Here is a 16,621-nt window from a genome sequence, read left to right as displayed (position 1 = left end):
TCCGGCGAATGCCCAGCTGGGCTACCAAGTTCGATACGCCGTTCGAAGTCAGTCAGGCAGCGCCACGGTGAGATCCACCTCGACGAGCTGTCCGGGAAAGCCCAGCTGGGCAACGCCCAAGAGCGTGCTGGCGGTGGTGAACGCCGGCCCCAGGGCAGACTCGGTGAGCCGACGCCATGCGGCTCCGAGCTTGTCCCTCTCGTCGCTCCGCACGTAGATCACTGACCGCACCACGTGTTGCGGCTGGGCGCTCGCCGCGGCCAGGGCAGTGAGCGCGTTCGCGACCACCTGGTCGACCTGCGTCTCGAGGGAACCGGCACCGACGAGGTCACCGTTCCGATCAAGCGGGCACTGTCCCGCCAGGTAGGCCGTACGCCCTGCCTCTACCACCGTGATGTGGTGGTAGCCGGGCGTCTCATGCAACTGCTCCGGGTTGATGCGGGTGATCTTCTCAGTCATGTCCGCGAGTCTGCCCAGCGTGGTGCCGGCACGCACCGCAATTTCCCCACCGGCAAGCACTCCGCAGCGGCGGCAACCTGAGGTTGAAGAGCAAGCTAGAGACGTGTCGCAGTCCGGACGAGGTCGGCGACCGCTCTGGACCGGCTGTGCGGGGGCCACGCGATCACGGTGGTGACTGTGGGCGCGTCCAGCACGGGCACGGCGGCGAGGTCATCGTGCAGTTGGGCTCGGCACGATTCCGGTGCGACCGCGCACGCGCGGCCGAGCGCGACGAGTTGCAGCAGCTGTGCTTGGTCGCGGACTTGTGGGCCGGGGCCGGGTGGGTAGGTGCCGTCGGGCTCGGGCCAGCGTGGCAGGGGCAGGCCAGGCAGGGCGGTGATGTCGGCCATGTGCACATGGACGCGGACGGTGAGCGGGTGCCCGGCCGGCAGGACCACGACCTGGCCCTCTGTGCTGAGTTCTTCGGTGTGGAACCCGGCTGTCGAGTCGAACGGCCGGTGCAGCAGCGCGACGTCGGCCCGACCTTCGCGCAGGAGTCGTTGCTGCTCGGCAGGGCCGCACAGGATGACGTCGACGGGGACCGCGCCGGGTTCGGCGGCGTACGCGTCGAGCAGTTCGGCCAGCAGTTCTCTGGACGCGCTGGCCTTCGTGACCAGGGCCAGGCCGGGACGGCCGGTCGTGGAAAGGGCGGCGCGGCGGGTCCGGCGCTCGGCGGCGTCGACCGCATCGAGGGCCGCGCGGCCCTCGGCCAGCAGCACCGAGCCGGCCGCGGTCAGCGTGACTGTGCGGCTGGTCCGGTCCAGCAGTGCTGCCCCGAGGCGGCGTTCGAGCTGCTGGATCGCCCGGGACAGAGGCGGCTGCGCGATCCCGAGCCGCTGCGCGGCCCGCCCGAAGTGCAGCTCTTCAGCGACGGCGACGAAGTACCGCAGTTCCCGGGTCTCCATGCAGCCACGGTATCCCGGATCAATACCCGGACGGTATCGCTGCCCACCCGATCGGTGTTGGACCCCGCCGGGGCCAGAAAGCAGCATGGTCCCCATGAGCGAACGAACGATTGCGCTGGTCACCGGCGCGAACAAGGGAATCGGCTACGAGATCGCCGCGGGCCTGGGCGCACTCGGCTGGAGCATCGGCGTCGGCGCCCGCGACGAACAGCGCCGCAACACCGCGGTGGAGCGACTGCGCGCGGCCGGCGTCGACGCGTTCGGCGTGCCACTGGACGTGACCGACGACGCGAGCGCCACCGCCGCCGCACGGCTGATCGAGGAACAGGCCGGGCGCCTGGACGTGCTCGTCAACAACGCCGCCATCACCGGCGGCATGCCACAGGAACCCACCCGCGTCGATCCCGCCACCATCCGGACGGTCGTGGAGACCAACGTGATCGGCGTCATCCGCGTCACCAACGCGATGATGCCGCTGCTTCGGCGTTCTGCCTCACCTCGGATCGTGAACATGTCCAGCAGTGTCGGCTCCCTCACCCGGCAGTCAGGACCCGCCGCCGAGCAGACGGCAGGCCCGGTGGCCGTGGCGTACGCGCCGTCGAAGACGTTCCTGAACGCCGTCACCCTCCAGTACGCCCGGGAGCTGAGCGGCACGAACATCCTGATCAACGCCGGCTGCCCCGGCTACGTCGCGACCGACCTCAACGGCTTCCGCGGCGTGCGCACCCCCGAACAGGGCGCGGCGATCGCCATCAAACTCGCGACCCTGCCCGACGACGGCCCGACCGGACAGTTCTTCAACGACGCCGGCGTAGTTCCCTGGTGATGTGCTCCTCTACGCTCGTGGGCCAGAGGCGGGCGCCGGAACGGGGAGTCACAAGGAATGGTGTACGGGTACGAGGAACGGTCTTCTGCGCTCAGCCGCCGCAGTGTGATCGGCGGCCTGGGGGCGATGTCTCTGCTGCTGGCCGGCTGCGGATCCAAGAGTAAAGGCGCCACCCCGCAGCAGTCCGCGCAGGTCACGAGCCCCTCCGCGGGCACGGCGACCGCTGGAGGCGGCAGCGGTGACCTGGTCGTGATGATCATCCGGCACGGTGAGAAGCCCACCGGCAGTGAGCGCGGCAAGGACGAGACCGGCAAGCGGGACAGCCACTCCCTGACCGACCGGGGCTGGGCCCGGGCCAACGCCCTGCCGGGGCTGTTCACCCCGAAGCCGGCCGCCGGCCTGGTGCGGCCCGTCAAGGTGTACGCCGCCACCGATCAGGGGCCGGACGCCGGCGGCCACCGGATGCGACAGACCGTCACCCCGCTGGCCGAGCGGCTCGGCCTGACCGTCGACCTCACCTACGCCGAGTCGAAGGAAGCCGACCTGGCGGCGGCCGTCTCGGTGGCCGCCGGCCCCGTGCTGATCTGCTGGGAGCACTCCCGGATCCCCGCCATCGTGAAGGCCCTCGCACCGCAGAGCGGGGCCCCCGCCTCCTGGCCGGACCGCTTCGACCTGGTCTGGGTCTTCACCCGCACCGCGGGAACCTGGTCGTTCAAGGAAGTCGACCAGCACCTCCTCGACACGGACGCCTGAATCCGGCTCTTCGCGGGCCCCTGCCCGGTGGAGTTCACGCCGCGGTCTCGGGTCCGTTCATTTGGAGCGGCCGGTGAAGAGGCGGCCGGTCGGGTCGGTGGATTCGCGGACCGGGACCCTGGAGTCGGCGTCGACGGTCAGTGCCAGCTCCACGTCCTCGGTGAAGCCCGCTGCCATCAGCTCACGGGCGGAGACGCAGTCGCGCAGGTCTGCCGGGGAGGTCCAGGCGGCTGCGGCGATACGGGCTTCGGCGGAGAGCAGGAGCCCCCGGGCCCGCAGTTCACGGCAGACCAGGCCGGCTCCGAGCCAGTCCTCCACTCCCGGTCGCACGCCGCCGGTGCCCGGCGACACCGAACTCCACTGCTCACCGCAGGCGATCACGGTGACGCGGCGCGCGCTGCCGTCGTCGAGAAGGCCCCCGAGCAGTTGGGCGGCGGCCGTGGCGTTGCGGGGTCCCGCGACGACCAGGGCGGGTGCCGCGGACGCGGCCGAGACCACTGCCGCGCCGTTGAGCGAGGTGAACAGCACCCGCTGGCCGGGGTCCGCCCGCAGGATACTGGCGGGCGAGAGTGACACCCCGCCCTGTCCGGTACGGCGCTTCTTGCTCAGGGGTCGTGCGCGGAGCAGGGTGCCGGCGGCCTCGGGGCCTCCCATGTCGGCGATTTCCGCACCACTGTAGACGAGGCAGGAGAAGTCGCGCTCGCAGGCGATCGACATCGTGGTCGAGAAGGAGAGCACGTCGACGACGGCCACCGCATCGCCGCGTTCGGCGGCGAGCGCCGCACCGGTCACGCCCCATTCGAGGTGGACCTGGCGGCCGGGCCAGGGGTCGAAGTCCGCGGGTGCCAGGACGTCGGAGCGGATCGGGCGGTCAGTCACCGAGCACCAGGCCTTCTTCCGTCGGTGCGGCGGCATCGAGGCCGAGGCGTTCCCGGAAGGCCCGGTCCTCGGCGCGGGCGATCTGCCGTCGGGTGAACGCCTTGGTGCGGGCCACCAGGTCGAGGTCGGGCAGGGTGTTCTCGTCCCAGCCCAGGAGTTTGGGCAGTTCGCTGTAGTGCATGCTGACGTACGGGACGCCGGCGAGCTCGGCCCGTTCGACGACCGCGGGGCTCAGGTTCCCGGCGAGGCCCCAGTCCCAGGGCGCGCCCTTGGCCAGTGCGGCGACCTGGTCGATCGCCCACCACACGCTCGGGTGCAGCTTCATGTCCCAGAACTCGCGCGTGGTGGCGGTGAGCGTCGAGGAGAGGTCGTTCATGCCCAGGAGGAAATTGGTGGCACCCAGCGCCACGAACTGCTCGATGTCGAACAGCGCCGAGGGGATCTCCACCATCGATCCGAAGCGGTTCGGCCAGTCGATCCGCTCAAGGGTGTCGGCGACGAAGCCGAGGTCCTCGGCATCCCGTACGAACGGCGCGAGGACGTGCAGGTCGGGGTGGTCGGCCGCGACCTCCGCCACGACGCGCAGCTCGGTCTCGAAGGCCTCGGGCATCTCCCGTGCCCGGCGCACCCCGCGCCGGCCCTTCATGAAGTCGGCCTCGGTGTACGTCCGGTCGACGCCGATCAGCGTGTTGGCCTCCTGTGAGGTCATCTCGCTGGTCCGGTACCAGATCGGCCGGCCCGGCACGGCCCTCGCGACGGCCGCCACGTACTCGCGCAGGGCGTCCTGGGTGCGCTGCACGGAGATGAAGTGGCCGCTGGCCCGGATGACGTACTCGCTGCGGATGAGCCCGACGCCCTCGAATTCCTTGACTACGGAGGGCGGGGGGATCTCCCCGCTCAAGCTGAGTCGATGACGCATGTGCCCTCGCTTCGTGGTGGGTGGGTGACCCGTCGGCCGGGCCGGGAGCGGTGCCGGACCAGGCTATGAGTCGTACCGGTAGAGATGCGCGACCGTGGCGGGCGCCCAGCCCAGGCGCTGGAAGAAGCGCCCGGACGGCGATCCGGCCTCGACGAGTGCGGCGGCCCGCCGTCCGGCGGTGACCGCGCGGACGCAGCGCGCCCCGGCACCGCGGTTGCGGTGGTCGGCCGAGGTGGCGACCGCGCAGACCAGGAGGCGGGCCCCGGAGCCGGTGACCGGGCCGGGCAGCTGCTGTGCGGAGGCGGTGGCGACGACGCGCCCGCGGAGGTCGAGGCAGCGGGCGTGCGTCCACGAGGCGTGGTCCCGCGCGCTCTCGGCGAGCACCGTGATTCCCGTGCCCCGCCACAGGGCCGCCATCTGGCTCCACTGCTCCGGCGTCGGCGTCGCCGTCGCTGTCCCGGCCGCTGTCCGCGTCCCCGTCCCCGTCCCCGTCGAGGCCCGGCCCTCTGGTGGGTGCGCCCCCGGTTCGACGGTCCAGACCGTCACGGTCTCGTGCGCCACGTCGTGGACGAGCGGGTCGGGGAACGGAGCTCCGAACGCGAGGACCCGCGCCCCGCTGTGCAACACCGCGTCCGCCAGCTCCGTACCGGCGCCCTCGATGAGTGCCGGCCAGGTCAGCACGGACCGGTGGTGGGACTGGAAGCCGGGCAGTGCGGCCGTCCACTCCCGTGCTGCCCCGGCGACAGGCCCGGCCGCGCTACTCACCGAGCAGCTCGAAGATCTGCCGTTCGTCCAGCTGGGCGAACTGCTCGGCGTCGTAGAGGCCGAGTTCCTCAAGGATCCGGCCGGCGCGGGCCCGGGCGGCATCGGCCGCCCGGGCGAGCCCTCCCGCGGGATGGTTGCGGTCGAGGAGGCGGCGCGAGTCCCGCAGGTGCATGGTCTCGTCGGAGGCGATGAAGCCGAAGGCGTGCGCGATCCGGTCGTCCCCGCGCCGGCGGGCGGTGCGTTCGAGGGCGCGCATGGGCCCGATGATGCCCAGCTCGCCGAAGACCGTGATCTGGGTCCAGGCGTGCCAGCCGGTCATCTGACCACGGACCCGGATGCCGATCATGCTGCACTCGTAGGCGAAGGGGTCGCCGAAGCGCTCATGGAGGAGTTCCTGCCCGATGGCCGCGTGTCTGGCCTCGTCCCAGGTGAGCCTGGCGAGGTGCCGCAGCGACTCCAGATCGGCCTCGGCCACCAGGTCGAACAGGGCCAGGGCGAAGGTCTCCAGTGCGTCGATCTCGTCCCGGTTGACGCGGACCAGTTCGAGCAGGTCGTTGTCGTACGGGGATCCCAGGTCACGCCAGTCGGCCGCGCCGCGGTAGTCCCGGGTGTTCTCGAACGTCGCGAACCGCTCGTCGCGCCGCCCCATCGTCGGCCGCTGCGCCGTGCGCACGGCCGGCCGGGATGACGGGACGGCCGGCTGGTCGGCGGCCGGGCGCAGCCGGGCGGCGGCGTCGAGGAGCCCGCCGAGGGCGTCCTGGAGGTCGCTGAGCCCCCGACGGCGCACCCGCTCGGAGGGGCCGTCGAGGAGCGGGTCGAAGGGGCTGGTGCCGAACATCCCGAGGAGCGGAGTCAGCCACGCCCGGGGCAGTGCGGCCAGCCGCTGGTGCGGCGGTGTCGCGAGCGCCACGGCCAGTCGCTCCTCCTGCTCGTCGGTGGCCCGCCGCTGGTCCGGCTTCGGCGCGGCACCCAGCTCGGCGGCCCGTTCCTCACAGCTCGCGGCGACCTCGGCGAGGGCGTGGACGGCCTCGGCCAGCACCAGCTTCGCCTCGAACTCGGCCACGTCCAGGGTGCTGGCGGCGAGGAGCCGGGTCACGGTCCAGGTCTCACGCGCCAGTTCGAGGAGCCTCGCCCGACTGGCTTCGGGGCTGGCCGCCCCGCCGTGGGAGCGGAAGCGTTCGGGCCACGGCAACCGCGGGGCCCTGGAACCCCGGTGGCCGTCCGGTGCGGCGGGACCCCGCCGGCTGCCCGGGGTGGCGGATGCCGGTCCCGGTGCGCCGGTCACGCGCCGGCCTCCGAGCCGCCGAGTACGTCCTGGGCCGCCCGGGCGAGGCTGCGGGCCTGTTCCACGATGTCTTCCTCATCCTCGATCCCCACACTGATCCGTACGAAACACTCGCCGAGGTCGGTGTTGAGGGCGTCCCGGCCGTAGGACCGGCCGGTCGTGGCGGTCCAGCCGAAGCCGGCGCGGACCCGCTCGGTCTTGAACCCGGCCGCCCAGCGGGCGACCACGTCCCGGTGCAGGGTCTCGGCCCGCGCGGCGTCCGCGTCGGGCAGTCGTGCGAACACCATGCACCCGTCGGCCCCGTCGCGGATGGCCCGGGCCAGCAGGTCCTGCCGTTCGCCGGCGCCGGACAGGGCGTCGGTGACGACCAGGTCCGGCAGCCGGTCCCGCAGGACACTGACGAACAGCCGGCGTCGGGCGCTGTGCAGGGCCGCGCGCCGTGCGCAGTCGTGCATCTCGCCCCTGCGGATCCAGTGCAGGGCCCGTCCCTGGAGCTGTTGGCCGGTGCGGCGGGCGCCCGCACGGATGTCGTCCATCCAGGCGCCTTGGCCGTACAGCACGCCCGCGCCGGTCCGCCGGGTCAGGTACTTCATGCCGGACTCGACGTAGACGACATCGGCGCCCTCGACCAGGTCGGCCGGGCGCACGCCGTGGCCGAGTGCGGAGAAGTCGAGGAGAAGCCGCATCCCGGACTCGATCAGCGGTTCGAGCACGGGCACGTCGCAGCGGGGGCCGTTCAGTGCCAGCTCGGCCACCGCGAGCTTCGGGCCGTGCTCGGCGATCACGCGGCGGGTGGCGGGTGCGTCCCGCAGGTCGGCGCGGACCGCCCCGAGACCCCACGGGCCGAAGACGTTGGTCAGCAGGTCGTGGGTCTCGAAGTACGTGCGGTCGTGGACGAGGACCGAGTCCCCGGGGCCGGCGCCCGAGGCACGGATGGCGACGTCGAGCGCCGACATCCCGGCGTTGACCAGGACCGCCTGCCCGGTCCCGAAGGCGTGGGCCAGCTCGGCCTCGGCGCGGCGGCGCGCGCCGTTCTCGTAGCTGTCCCAGTAGGCGTTCGGGCTCGCGCCGCTCTCCTGGGCGTGCGCGTCGCGCCAGAAGGCCTCCATGGACGGGTACGCCTGCGCGGGCTGGAAGGCCCTGCCGAGGTGACCGGCGAGCTCGTCGGCGGCCGACTCGTAGGCCTGGAACGCCGCGGCGAAGGAAGGTGCTTCCAGTACCGTGCCGGGCAGACCGTCAGGGGTCGCCACGCCCTCCTCCCGGCACTCCTGCACGACGGCCCGGGCCAGTCGCCGGAGGTACTCCCGGCCGTCCGCCGCGGCCTGCTCGCCGTGCCCACGCCCGTGGCTTCCGGTGCCGTTCGCGGTCATCGGTCCAGCACCATCAGGGTGTACGGGAACGGCATGCCCGGGACGTTGGCCCGGGTCTCCTCGTGCACGACGGTCCCGTAGCCGGACAGCAGCTCGCGCCACTGGTCGGCGGTCCGGTGCTGGTGCACGCACGGTACGTCGAACGTGTTCAGGCAGCGGTTGAAGAACTCGTCGACGTAGAAGTGGAACTCCTCGTCGTTCGCCGGGTCGAGGCAGTTCTCGACCACGACCCACCGTCGGGCCCCGCGCCGGGCCACCGACGCGAGGAACTCCTCCGTCCGCGGCTCGTGGTGCAGCACGGTGCAGATCAGGAAGGTGTCGAACTCCCCTGCCGGGAGGGCGAGATCGGGCCCCAGGTCGAGAACCGGGAAGGGCAGCGTCGACCAGTCCGTGCTGTAGGCGCGGGCCCGCTCGCAACCGACCACGTCGCGGGCGGCGAGGCCGGTCCCCAGCAGGGCCCGGAGCACGGTGAAGTCCCCTCCCAGCACGTCGAGTACGCGGCCGTGGACGTGTGGTGCGAGCCAGTCGGCGAGGAACGCCGCGCGGCGCTCCGCGAAGACCTTGTTCCAGGTGGTGCGGATCCCCAGGTCTTCCAGGGCGCGGGCCGCGGGCTCGAAGCCGGGTCCGTCCAGGAGCCGGCGGATCCGGCCGGCGGTCCCGGCCGGGTCCGCGAGGCCGAAGCCGTCGCGTGCCCAGATGTCCACCAGGCGTTCCTGGAAGGTGTCCAGCACCTTGTCCCTGACGGGCCTGCCCCCGTCGGTGTCCTCGATCACCGTCACGACTACCCCGTCAGTCCGTCGCTGCCAGGAGCTTCGGGTCGGCGATCGTGGCGACCACCTCGTCGACGAGTTCCTCGGCCAGGCCCTCGTCGAGGTCCCGCTCGACCTCGTGCAAGAAGTCGAGCACGTAGTCGACGGTCCGCCGGTCGTAGTTCCAGTCGAACCGGGTGCACAGCGTCAGGGCCGCGAAGTCGTCGGGGTGCGCGATGCTGCCGGCCCATGCGCCGTACTCGGCCATGGTCCGGGAGAGGACCGAGTCCGGCTCCTTGGTGTACCCGTCGGTCTCGGTGAGCACGTCCTTGACGAGGTCCGCCGCCCACTTCGGGTCGTGGAGCCTGGCCAGGCTGTTTCTGAGGCCCGTCTCGCGGTGGCTGTCGGCCACCTGGCCGCCGACCTTGAAGTCGAGGGCGCACTCGACCGAGGTGTGGCCGAAGTCGCGCTCAAGGTGCTCCCTGGTGTCGTGCTGCCGCGGGTCGCGGTCGGTCAGGCCCATGGCCAGGGCCTGGTCGAAGAACTCGTCCATCCGCTCCGTGGCCTTGTGCATCTCCTTGTAGGCCCATCCGATCCGCTGGAGGTCGGGGGTGAGCCGGGGGCCGTAGTGGATCACCCAGTCGGTGATGATGTGCCCCTCTATCAGCCTCGCGGCACGGCTCTGCGGTATCTCCGGTTCCTCCCGCTGCGCCACCGCGCTGCGGAGCACCTTGTAGGCCCACTCGTGGCAGTGCGCGAGGTTCGGGAACAGTGCGAGGACCGCGTCGTCCTCCCACACGTCCGCGCCCTGGATACCGGCGTGTTCGATGACCGCCAGGTGTCCGATGATGTCCATGAAAAACTTCCCCCTTTTATGGCGTGTGCTGACGTGTGCTGGCGTGTGCTCAGGCGAGGGGTTCGCTCGCGGAGCGGCCGCCACGGACCGGTCGCTCAAGGGCGTGCGGCGGCCGCTCGGCGTAGGTCTCGAACGTGTTCTTCAGTACGTCGACGTGGCGCAGGAGATCGGCCGGTTCCAGCACGGGACGGAAGCGGATCCCGCGGTACCAGTCGTCGACCCAGGCCGGCAGCAGGGAGAGGTAGCGCAGCCGCCACTTCCAGCGGGTGATCGAGTGGCCGGTGTGGAAGACCATCGCGTCGAGGAGGCTGTCCGCGGCCCAGCACAGCTTCAGATAGGCCTCGTCCGGCCTCTCGTCCCGCAGGCTGGCGGGGATGCCCTTCGTGGCGTCCCGTACGTTCACCAGCACGGCGTCGCGCTTGAAGGCCTGGTACGCCGGCCACGGGATGCGGCCGTGGAGGTGCTCGAAGGCCTCGGTGCCGGCGACCGGCACTCCCCAGCCGACGGCGTGGAACAGGTCGGTCCCCACCTTCACGTCCAGCCCGCCCACCCGGGTGAAGTCGGCCTCGACCTCCTCGATGTCGCGGATCCCGGTGCGGAACTTCTCAGCGGCGGCGAGGAGGCGGCGCTCGGGCCAGACCTCGATGTCCAGCTCCTCGCCGTTGGGGAGCCGCAGGTAGCTGATGGCGAACTCGTTGGCCGCCTGCTCGGTCTCCCGTTCGCGCTCGCGGCTCTGCGCGAACCCGAAGTACCGCTCCTCGTACGGGGTGACGAGGACCAGGTCGACATCCCCGCCCCGGGTTTCGAAGGGCAGGGTGGCCGAGCCGGTGAGGATCAGCGTCTCGCCGTCCTTCAGGGCCAGCTCCGCTGCGTACTCCTCCGCTTTCCGGAGGTCGTTCGAGAGGCGGTCGGTACCGGTGGTCATCGGGCGGGGTCCTCACTGACGAAGCCGCGCTGCGTGCGCCAACTGGGGTTGAAGAGGGTGGAGGAGTAGCGGGATCCGCCGTCGGGGAGCATGACGACGATGTTCGAGCGGGGCCCGGGCAGCGTCACGGCCAGCCGCAGGGCAGCGGCCACGGCCGTGCCCGACGACCCGCCGACCCACAGGCCCTCCTCGGTCTGGAGCCGCAGGCACATCGCGACGGACTCGGCATCGCTCACCTCGCAGGCGTCGTCGACGAGTCCGAGGTCGAGGAGGTCCGGTACGAAGTCGCCGCCGATGCCCTCGATGGCATAGCCGTGGCCCGGCTCGTGACCGCCGCGCAGCCGGTCCGCCAGGATGCTGCCGGCCGGGTCGGCGAGGACCACTCTGGCCGGGGAGCCGGCCGCGGTGAGGGCGCGCGCGACGCCGGTGATCGTCCCGCCGGTGCCGGCGCCCGCCACGAACGCGGCCACCTCGCCGCCGGTCTGTTCGAGGATCTCGGGACCGGTGGTGAGTTCGTGCGCCTCGCGGTTCCACGGGTTGGCGAACTGGTCGACGTAGTAGCTGTGCGGAGTCTCCTCGGCGATGCGCCTGGCGGTGTTGATGAAGCTCTCGGCGCTCTCCGGCGGTACGTCGTAGGGGCAGCGGACCACCTCCGCGCCCCAGGCGCGCATCATGGCCTCTTTGTCCGGCCCCATCTTGCTGCTCATGGTGACGATCACCCGGTAGCGGCCGGCCGCGGCGCAGGCCAGGGCGACTCCCGTGTTTCCCGCCGTGGCCTCGACCAGCGTGCTCTTACCGGGTAAGAGCAGGTGTTCCTCCTCGGCACGGCGGATGATGTGGTGCCCGATCCGGTCCTTGACGGAACCGGCCGGATTGAGGAACTCGCACTTGGCCAGGATGCGGTGCGGCAGACCGGCGCCGATCGCGGCGAGCTCCACCAGCGGTGTGCGGCCGACCATGCGCGCGGCCGCGCTGTTCACGAGTGTTCCGGGCGGCGTGGTCATCGGCTCCCCGTGCCCGTACATCGGTCGGCGGAGGGCTCTCCCGCCGCCACGGGGCCGGGGTCCCGGACCAGGCGCGGCGGGTTTTCCGTGGTACCCGTGGTGACGGCGCGCACCTGTACGGGCGTGTCCGGTTCGACCCAGCGGGTGGTGGACCACTTCTCGGTCAGTTTGCCCCAGCTCGGCAACTGGCCTGCGGCGAACCCGTGGGGCAGGAGCGCCGCGAGCTTCACCGGCTCCTCGGAGGACTGGAAGCGGCAGTCGATCGAGAGCCGCAGGACGTTCCCCCGGTTCGGCGGGGTCATGTGGACGGTGCGGCTGTGGAACAGCATCACGTCGCCGCTGCGGTAGTCGTCCCCGACCCATTCCTGGTGGGTCGGGGGGAGCTGTACGGCCTCTCCCCCGAGGCCGTGGGCGGGTGACACCGGCAGCAGGCCGAGGTTGGCACTGCCGCGCAGCACCCGCAGGGAGCCCAGGTCGTCGGGGCAGTCGCCGAGCGGGATCCATGCGGTGAGGACGTCGGCCGGCGTCTGGTTGAACAGCGCGTCCTGGTGCGGCGGCGTCGGGAACTCGATGGCGGGCGAGGAGATCCGGGCGATCTTCCGCGGGTGCACCAGCACCTTCGCGCCGAGGAGGGAGCCGACGGCCGCGACCAGGGCGGGGCTGTGGGCGAGCCGGTGCAGTGCTTCGAGGGACTGGACCGCGGTGTACCCCTCCCGCCATCCGGCGTCCCGGACCCTGCGGTCGCCGATGACGCCCCGGTCGTGGTGCGCCGTCTCACCGGGCACGGCCAGCATCGGATCGGTGCCGGTGGCGAGCCAGCCGACGAGCTGGAGCCTGTGCACCACCTGTCGTCGCACGTCCTGGACCTCGCCGCGGTCCAGGAGCCCGCGGAAGTACAGGAAGCTGTCCGTGGCCATCCGCTCGGCCAACTGCCCGGGCGGGAGGCCGGTGCTGTCGAAGTCGGCGGCCCTCGGCCGGGCCGGGGTACCGCCGGCGGCCGCCGACGCGGCCGACCGCTTCCCGTGACCGGCATCGTACGCATCAGCCATGGGTCTTCTCCTCGGTCAGGTGCCGGGCGCCCGGCACCACCGGCCCCGCCCAGCGGTGCGGGGTGGGCCCCGGGCCCTGCGCGTACGCGGCGATCTCCAGCGGGTAGCCGAAGCCGACGGGGTCCGCCGTCACGTCCGACAGGGAGGTGAGGACGTCCCGCATCTCCTCGTCGCCGACGGTGCGCCAGATCTCGCGCAGCCAGCCCCGCAGCCACGCGATGCTCTCCGGCGTCTCGGCGATCTGGAACTTGACCGCCAGCCCCCGCAGGTGGAGCTCGTCCGGCTCCCGGGAGCGCGACAGGGCGCCGCAGTACCGGTACGGCTGGCATTCGACGGGGCGCTGGGGCGTGATGACGTGCTGGTCGATGAGCGCGTGCACCCAGCCGAGGTCCACCGCCGTGTCGTCCGCGGACGTGCGCACGGTCTCGAACAGCGCTGACACGTCCATGCGGTCGGCGATCCACTGGTCGATGGAGTACTCGACCATCGTGTGCGCCCAGCCGCGCCGGCTGTCCCACGCCAGGCCGCCGTAGCGCCAGCCGCGGCTCTCGGCGTACTCGTAGAAGGCGTCGTAACGGCGTGCCACCAGCCCCATCCGCAGGTAGGCCCAGCCGCTCTTGCGCTCCAGCCCCTGCCACCGGGCGCCGTAGTGGACGACGGCGTCCCCCAGCATGTGGGCCAGGACCAGATCGGAGCGCTCCCCCGCCCCGGCGATCGCCCAGGCCTTGTGGTAGCCCCAGTCGTGGCAGCTGAGCAGGTCGGGCAGCATCACCGTCATCGCGTGCTCGCCGCGCCGGAGGTCGATCTCCGGGAACGCACCCGATGCGTGTGCGCTGATGAGGTGTCCGAGTACGTACATGTCACACCCACCCCCCGTCCGTCTCGGCGTCGGCTCCCGCCACGCCGCTCGTCAGTCCGACGGCCGGTCCCACACCGCGCCCCCACCGGTGGCAGTGCCGCAGCCGGCCGTCCCGCGACCGTTGGAAGACGTCCACGTCGGTGTGCCGGCGCCGGCCGTCGGCCGTGTCGGTCACGCTGCCGACGACCAGGACGCCGCCGTCGGCCAGGCCGGCGCCGAGCCGGTCGATCGCGAGCGCGATGTCCTCGTCCGAGAAGTACGAGTCGGCGTCCACGTCCGGTCGTAATCGCCGGTAGAGGAGGCCGCAGACGCGGACCAGGTGCGCACGCTCCGGGTCGACGTCGAAGACGTCGCGGGTCCGGAAACCGAGGGCCAGGTCGCCGCCGTCGCAGTCGGCGGCCGCCGGTGTCACCCAGTCGACGCGCTGCCGGTCGTCCGCCGCCGCCAGGCGCACCGCCGCCGGGTCGTCGTCCTTGGGCCGGTGTGCCGAGGGCAGGACGTCGCGGGCGGAGCCGTCGACCTGGATGCACCGTCCGTCGTGGTCGAGCGCGCCCGCGGCGCCGTCGGACAGTTCGACGAGCCACATCGAAGACCAACGGTCGCCGCCGACCAGCTCGCCGGCCACGCCATGGCGCCGCAGGGCGTGCCACAGGTCCACCGTCGCGGCGCCGTCGGACACCGCCTCGTCCCGGACCGTCAGGTTCCGTGCCGGTCCGAGCGCCGCGGCGAGCAGACCGATGTCGACTCCCACGTGCGTGCCGGACCCGCCGGCGGCCGCGAGCGCGGCCCACTCGGCCATCAGCCGGTCGATCCGGTGCAGCCTGCCCTGGTGGGTGCTGCGCCGGATACGGGCCACGGCGCGGCCTTCCGGTGCGGGCAGGGCCTTCTTGCCCACCCGGTGGTGCGCCTCGCCCAGCACCTGCCGGACCTCGGCCGCGTCGGTGCCGTGGAAGGCCGCCGACAGGTCGGGCAGCAGCCAGACGGATGCCGCGGCGCCGCCGGCCTGGCGGAGGGCGACCCGGGACCGCGCCGGCTGGGGATGTGCGAGGGCGGCGACGTACGCGCGGCGCAGCGCCGCCCGCAGGACCGGATCCGGACAACCGCCGCGCAGCGCCGCCAGTACGTCCTCGGCCGCTTCGTCGGCCGCGGTGAGGACCGCGCCCAGCACCTCGGCCCGGTCGGTGTGCTGCGGCAGGACCGGGGCGGGCGCTCCACCGGGTGTCACGTCCCAGCGTCCGTGACGGCCGAGCGCGGCCAGCGCGAGGGCGCCCACCAGCACACTGACCGCCAGGGCGTCCTGCGTACCGGGGACCGGCAGGCCCGGTACGCACCCGTGTTCCAGGGAGCTGAGCAGTGGGGCCGGGGCCTCCACCAGACCGGGTGACCAGAGCAGTGCACCGCCGTCGGTACCGGGGCGGCAGCGGACGGCCGTGGCGCTCCCCCGGCGCTGCCAGCTCAGGGCCGCGGCCGTGTCGGCGGCCTCGGCGCGGAGCGCGGGGCCGCACGGGGCACTCGCCAGCCAGTCGGCGTGGGTGGCCGGGGCCGTCCCGGCCTCGGCCCTCATGCGGCTTCCCCGCTCTCCACGGCGTCCGGGTGGTGGTCGGGCGCGGCGGCGGGCGTGGGGGGTGCGGACTCCGGTGCCGACAGGAGCCGGTGGGAGAGCACTCCCGCCGCGAGGAAGACGGCGCAGGCGACGGGCACCCCGATCGTGCCGGAGGTCACGAGGAGCGTGGCGAGCACGGGGCCGATCACGTCCTGGATCCCCAGCCCCAGGTTGAACACGGCGAGGTACTGGCCCCGCGCCGCCTCGGGTGCCAGTTCCAGCGAGCTGCCCCAAGCCCCCACGGCGTGCTGCATCTCGCCGACGGTGAACACCACGACGGCGCACACGAGTCCGACCCCCATCAAGACCGTCGTACGGTCGGTGACCAGTCCGAGGACCACCAGCGAGAGCGCGAAGGCGATGCCCGAGAGGGCGAGCAGGCGTCCGTAGGCCGGCAGGGTGGTGGCCCGCTTCGACATGCGTACCTGGAAGGCGACGACGATCGCCGAGTTGGCCAGCATGGTGGCGGGGACCGCCCAGCGCGGGAGGTCCGTCCGGGTGAGGATCCACAGCGGCAGTCCGATGGCGAACAGCGCCGCGTTCATCGACAGGATCGCGTTCGCACCGCTCAGGTACAGGTAGCGGCGGTCGCGCCGGACGAGGTCGGCCAGGGCGGCGCGCACCTGGGTGACGTCGGCGTTCGGGCGCCGCCGCCCGTTGAGGGCGAAGGCCACGAACGCCACGGCCACGAAGGAGCCGGCGTTCGCCAGCACCAGCACGCGGTACACCGACGGGTCGCCGACGCCCAGGGCCAGGGCCGACAGGGCCAGCGCGGAGGCGAAGCCGACGTTCTCCCACACCCGCAGCCGGGCCATCAGCGGGACCCTCTCCGCGGCCGGTACGAGTTCGGCCAGGAGCGCCTGGCTGGCCGGCGGAGCCGTGCGGTCCGCGACCGCGATGACCGACGCCAGGACGACGAACTCGGGGAAGGAGGGGCTGAAGGCGTACAGGGTGAAGGCGACCGCACGGACGAGGTGCGTCACCACCAGGACGGTGCTCGACCCCCGCAGGTCGACCAGCGTGCCGGCGGGCACGCTCCCGAGCAGGCCGACCAGTGCCGCGACGGAGAGACCGACACCGAGCCGGTGCGCGGAGAACCCGATCACCTGGGTGAAATAGAGCACCGAAACTGACATGTACAGCGCAGTGCCGAACGAGTTGACGAAGAAGATCGAGCCGAACGCGGCAGCCGGACGTCCGCGCACCGCCGAGGAGGCCCGTAAAACAGCCGACATATCGTTTCCCCTTGAGAAATGGGGACGCCAAGCCCTTGCCCGCCTCCGAACACCCCTGATCAGGTCCTGGAGAGCGGATGGTCCTGAGCGCCGCAGCACAGTGCGGACAAACCGTCGGCTGCGCGGCCTATCGGGCCGGTC

The 16,621-nt window shown here is 72.4% G+C and carries 17 protein-coding genes; 2 read left to right on the top strand and 15 right to left on the bottom strand.

The window, feature by feature from the left end:
- Positions 1-48: 48 nt before the first annotated feature.
- Positions 49-459: a RidA family protein gene (locus OHS33_RS35935; protein WP_330334627.1), complete on the bottom strand. Its 411-nt coding sequence runs from the start codon at positions 457-459 to the stop codon at positions 49-51.
- Between the two features lie 95 nt (positions 460-554).
- Entirely contained in the window at positions 555-1,403 is an 849-nt protein-coding gene (locus tag OHS33_RS35930) for a LysR family transcriptional regulator (RefSeq protein ID WP_330334626.1), read from the bottom strand.
- Positions 1,404-1,497: 94 nt separating this feature from the next.
- On the opposite strand from OHS33_RS35930, the gene OHS33_RS35925 reads away from it, so the two are divergent.
- Complete coding sequence (locus OHS33_RS35925; protein WP_330334625.1) at positions 1,498-2,229, top strand: SDR family NAD(P)-dependent oxidoreductase; 732 nt, start codon at positions 1,498-1,500, stop codon at positions 2,227-2,229.
- A gap of 57 nt (positions 2,230-2,286) precedes the next feature.
- Positions 2,287-2,982, top strand: a complete 696-nt coding sequence (locus OHS33_RS35920) for a hypothetical protein (protein WP_330334624.1) — start codon at positions 2,287-2,289, stop codon at positions 2,980-2,982.
- Positions 2,983-3,039: 57 nt separating this feature from the next.
- Here the strand turns inward: OHS33_RS35920 and OHS33_RS35915 are convergent, their stop codons facing one another.
- From OHS33_RS35915 to OHS33_RS35855, 13 genes are all read right to left on the bottom strand, one after another.
- Entirely contained in the window at positions 3,040-3,861 is an 822-nt protein-coding gene (locus OHS33_RS35915) for a 2-phosphosulfolactate phosphatase (protein WP_330334623.1), read from the bottom strand.
- Positions 3,854-4,762, bottom strand: coding sequence for a putative PEP-binding protein (locus tag OHS33_RS35910; protein WP_330334622.1), 909 nt, complete (start codon positions 4,760-4,762; stop codon positions 3,854-3,856). Before OHS33_RS35910 ends, OHS33_RS35915 begins: the two co-directional genes overlap by 8 nt.
- An 81-nt stretch (positions 4,763-4,843) precedes the next feature.
- The gene (locus tag OHS33_RS35905; protein ID WP_330334621.1) at positions 4,844-5,461 is read right to left on the bottom strand and encodes a GNAT family N-acetyltransferase; all 618 of its coding nucleotides are present in this window, start codon (positions 5,459-5,461) and stop codon (positions 4,844-4,846) included.
- A 76-nt stretch (positions 5,462-5,537) separates the two neighbouring features.
- Positions 5,538-6,641 carry a hypothetical protein gene (locus tag OHS33_RS35900; protein ID WP_330334620.1) on the bottom strand — a complete coding sequence of 368 codons (1,104 nt, stop codon included), beginning with the start codon at positions 6,639-6,641 and terminating at the stop codon, positions 5,538-5,540.
- Positions 6,642-6,826: 185 nt separating this feature from the next.
- Entirely contained in the window at positions 6,827-8,200 is a 1,374-nt protein-coding gene (locus tag OHS33_RS35895) for a PLP-dependent transferase (RefSeq protein WP_330334619.1), read from the bottom strand.
- Positions 8,197-8,979, bottom strand: a complete 783-nt coding sequence (locus tag OHS33_RS35890; RefSeq protein ID WP_330334618.1) for a hypothetical protein — start codon at positions 8,977-8,979, stop codon at positions 8,197-8,199. The genes OHS33_RS35895 and OHS33_RS35890 overlap by 4 nt, the downstream gene beginning before the upstream one ends.
- A gap of 10 nt (positions 8,980-8,989) precedes the next feature.
- A complete protein-coding gene (locus OHS33_RS35885; protein WP_330334617.1) occupies positions 8,990-9,805 on the bottom strand; it encodes a hypothetical protein in 816 nt (271 codons plus the stop codon).
- A gap of 49 nt (positions 9,806-9,854) precedes the next feature.
- Positions 9,855-10,730 (bottom strand): hypothetical protein, encoded by an 876-nt coding sequence (locus tag OHS33_RS35880; RefSeq protein WP_330334616.1) that lies wholly within the window; start codon positions 10,728-10,730, stop codon positions 9,855-9,857.
- Positions 10,727-11,734: a PLP-dependent cysteine synthase family protein gene (locus OHS33_RS35875; protein WP_330334615.1), complete on the bottom strand. Its 1,008-nt coding sequence runs from the start codon at positions 11,732-11,734 to the stop codon at positions 10,727-10,729. Before OHS33_RS35875 ends, OHS33_RS35880 begins: the two co-directional genes overlap by 4 nt.
- Positions 11,731-12,783: a phytanoyl-CoA dioxygenase family protein gene (locus OHS33_RS35870; protein WP_330334614.1), complete on the bottom strand. Its 1,053-nt coding sequence runs from the start codon at positions 12,781-12,783 to the stop codon at positions 11,731-11,733. Before OHS33_RS35870 ends, OHS33_RS35875 begins: the two co-directional genes overlap by 4 nt.
- The gene (locus tag OHS33_RS35865; RefSeq protein ID WP_330334613.1) at positions 12,776-13,642 is read right to left on the bottom strand and encodes a hypothetical protein; all 867 of its coding nucleotides are present in this window, start codon (positions 13,640-13,642) and stop codon (positions 12,776-12,778) included. The genes OHS33_RS35870 and OHS33_RS35865 overlap by 8 nt, the downstream gene beginning before the upstream one ends.
- Position 13,643: 1 nt before the next feature.
- Positions 13,644-15,206, bottom strand: coding sequence for a hypothetical protein (locus tag OHS33_RS35860; RefSeq protein ID WP_330334612.1), 1,563 nt, complete (start codon positions 15,204-15,206; stop codon positions 13,644-13,646).
- Entirely contained in the window at positions 15,203-16,480 is a 1,278-nt protein-coding gene (locus OHS33_RS35855; protein WP_330334611.1) for an MFS transporter, read from the bottom strand. The genes OHS33_RS35860 and OHS33_RS35855 overlap by 4 nt, the downstream gene beginning before the upstream one ends.
- Positions 16,481-16,621 lie beyond the last annotated feature (141 nt).

Origin of the sequence: Streptomyces sp. NBC_00536 (genome assembly GCF_036346295.1) — a bacterium.
Classification (GTDB): Bacteria; Actinomycetota; Actinomycetes; order Streptomycetales; family Streptomycetaceae; genus Streptomyces.
This window is presented reverse-complemented; position numbering and strand designations above follow the sequence as displayed.

Excerpts from the sequence above, each read along its gene's own strand:
- OHS33_RS35865 (WP_330334613.1), bottom strand. The coding sequence starts at position 13,642 with ATGTACGTACTCGGACACCTCATCAGCGCACACGCATCGGGTGCGTTC.
- OHS33_RS35870 (WP_330334614.1), bottom strand. The coding sequence starts at position 12,783 with ATGGCTGATGCGTACGATGCCGGTCACGGGAAGCGGTCGGCCGCGTCG.
- OHS33_RS35930 (WP_330334626.1), bottom strand. The coding sequence starts at position 1,403 with ATGGAGACCCGGGAACTGCGGTACTTCGTCGCCGTCGCTGAAGAGCTG.
- OHS33_RS35920 (WP_330334624.1), top strand. The coding sequence starts at position 2,287 with ATGGTGTACGGGTACGAGGAACGGTCTTCTGCGCTCAGCCGCCGCAGT.
- OHS33_RS35855 (WP_330334611.1), bottom strand. The coding sequence starts at position 16,480 with ATGTCGGCTGTTTTACGGGCCTCCTCGGCGGTGCGCGGACGTCCGGCT.
- OHS33_RS35885 (WP_330334617.1), bottom strand. The coding sequence starts at position 9,805 with ATGGACATCATCGGACACCTGGCGGTCATCGAACACGCCGGTATCCAG.
- OHS33_RS35875 (WP_330334615.1), bottom strand. The coding sequence starts at position 11,734 with ATGACCACGCCGCCCGGAACACTCGTGAACAGCGCGGCCGCGCGCATG.
- OHS33_RS35860 (WP_330334612.1), bottom strand. The coding sequence starts at position 15,206 with ATGAGGGCCGAGGCCGGGACGGCCCCGGCCACCCACGCCGACTGGCTG.
- OHS33_RS35880 (WP_330334616.1), bottom strand. The coding sequence starts at position 10,730 with ATGACCACCGGTACCGACCGCCTCTCGAACGACCTCCGGAAAGCGGAG.
- OHS33_RS35925 (WP_330334625.1), top strand. The coding sequence starts at position 1,498 with ATGAGCGAACGAACGATTGCGCTGGTCACCGGCGCGAACAAGGGAATC.
- OHS33_RS35935 (WP_330334627.1), bottom strand. The coding sequence starts at position 459 with ATGACTGAGAAGATCACCCGCATCAACCCGGAGCAGTTGCATGAGACG.
- OHS33_RS35895 (WP_330334619.1), bottom strand. The coding sequence starts at position 8,200 with ATGACCGCGAACGGCACCGGAAGCCACGGGCGTGGGCACGGCGAGCAG.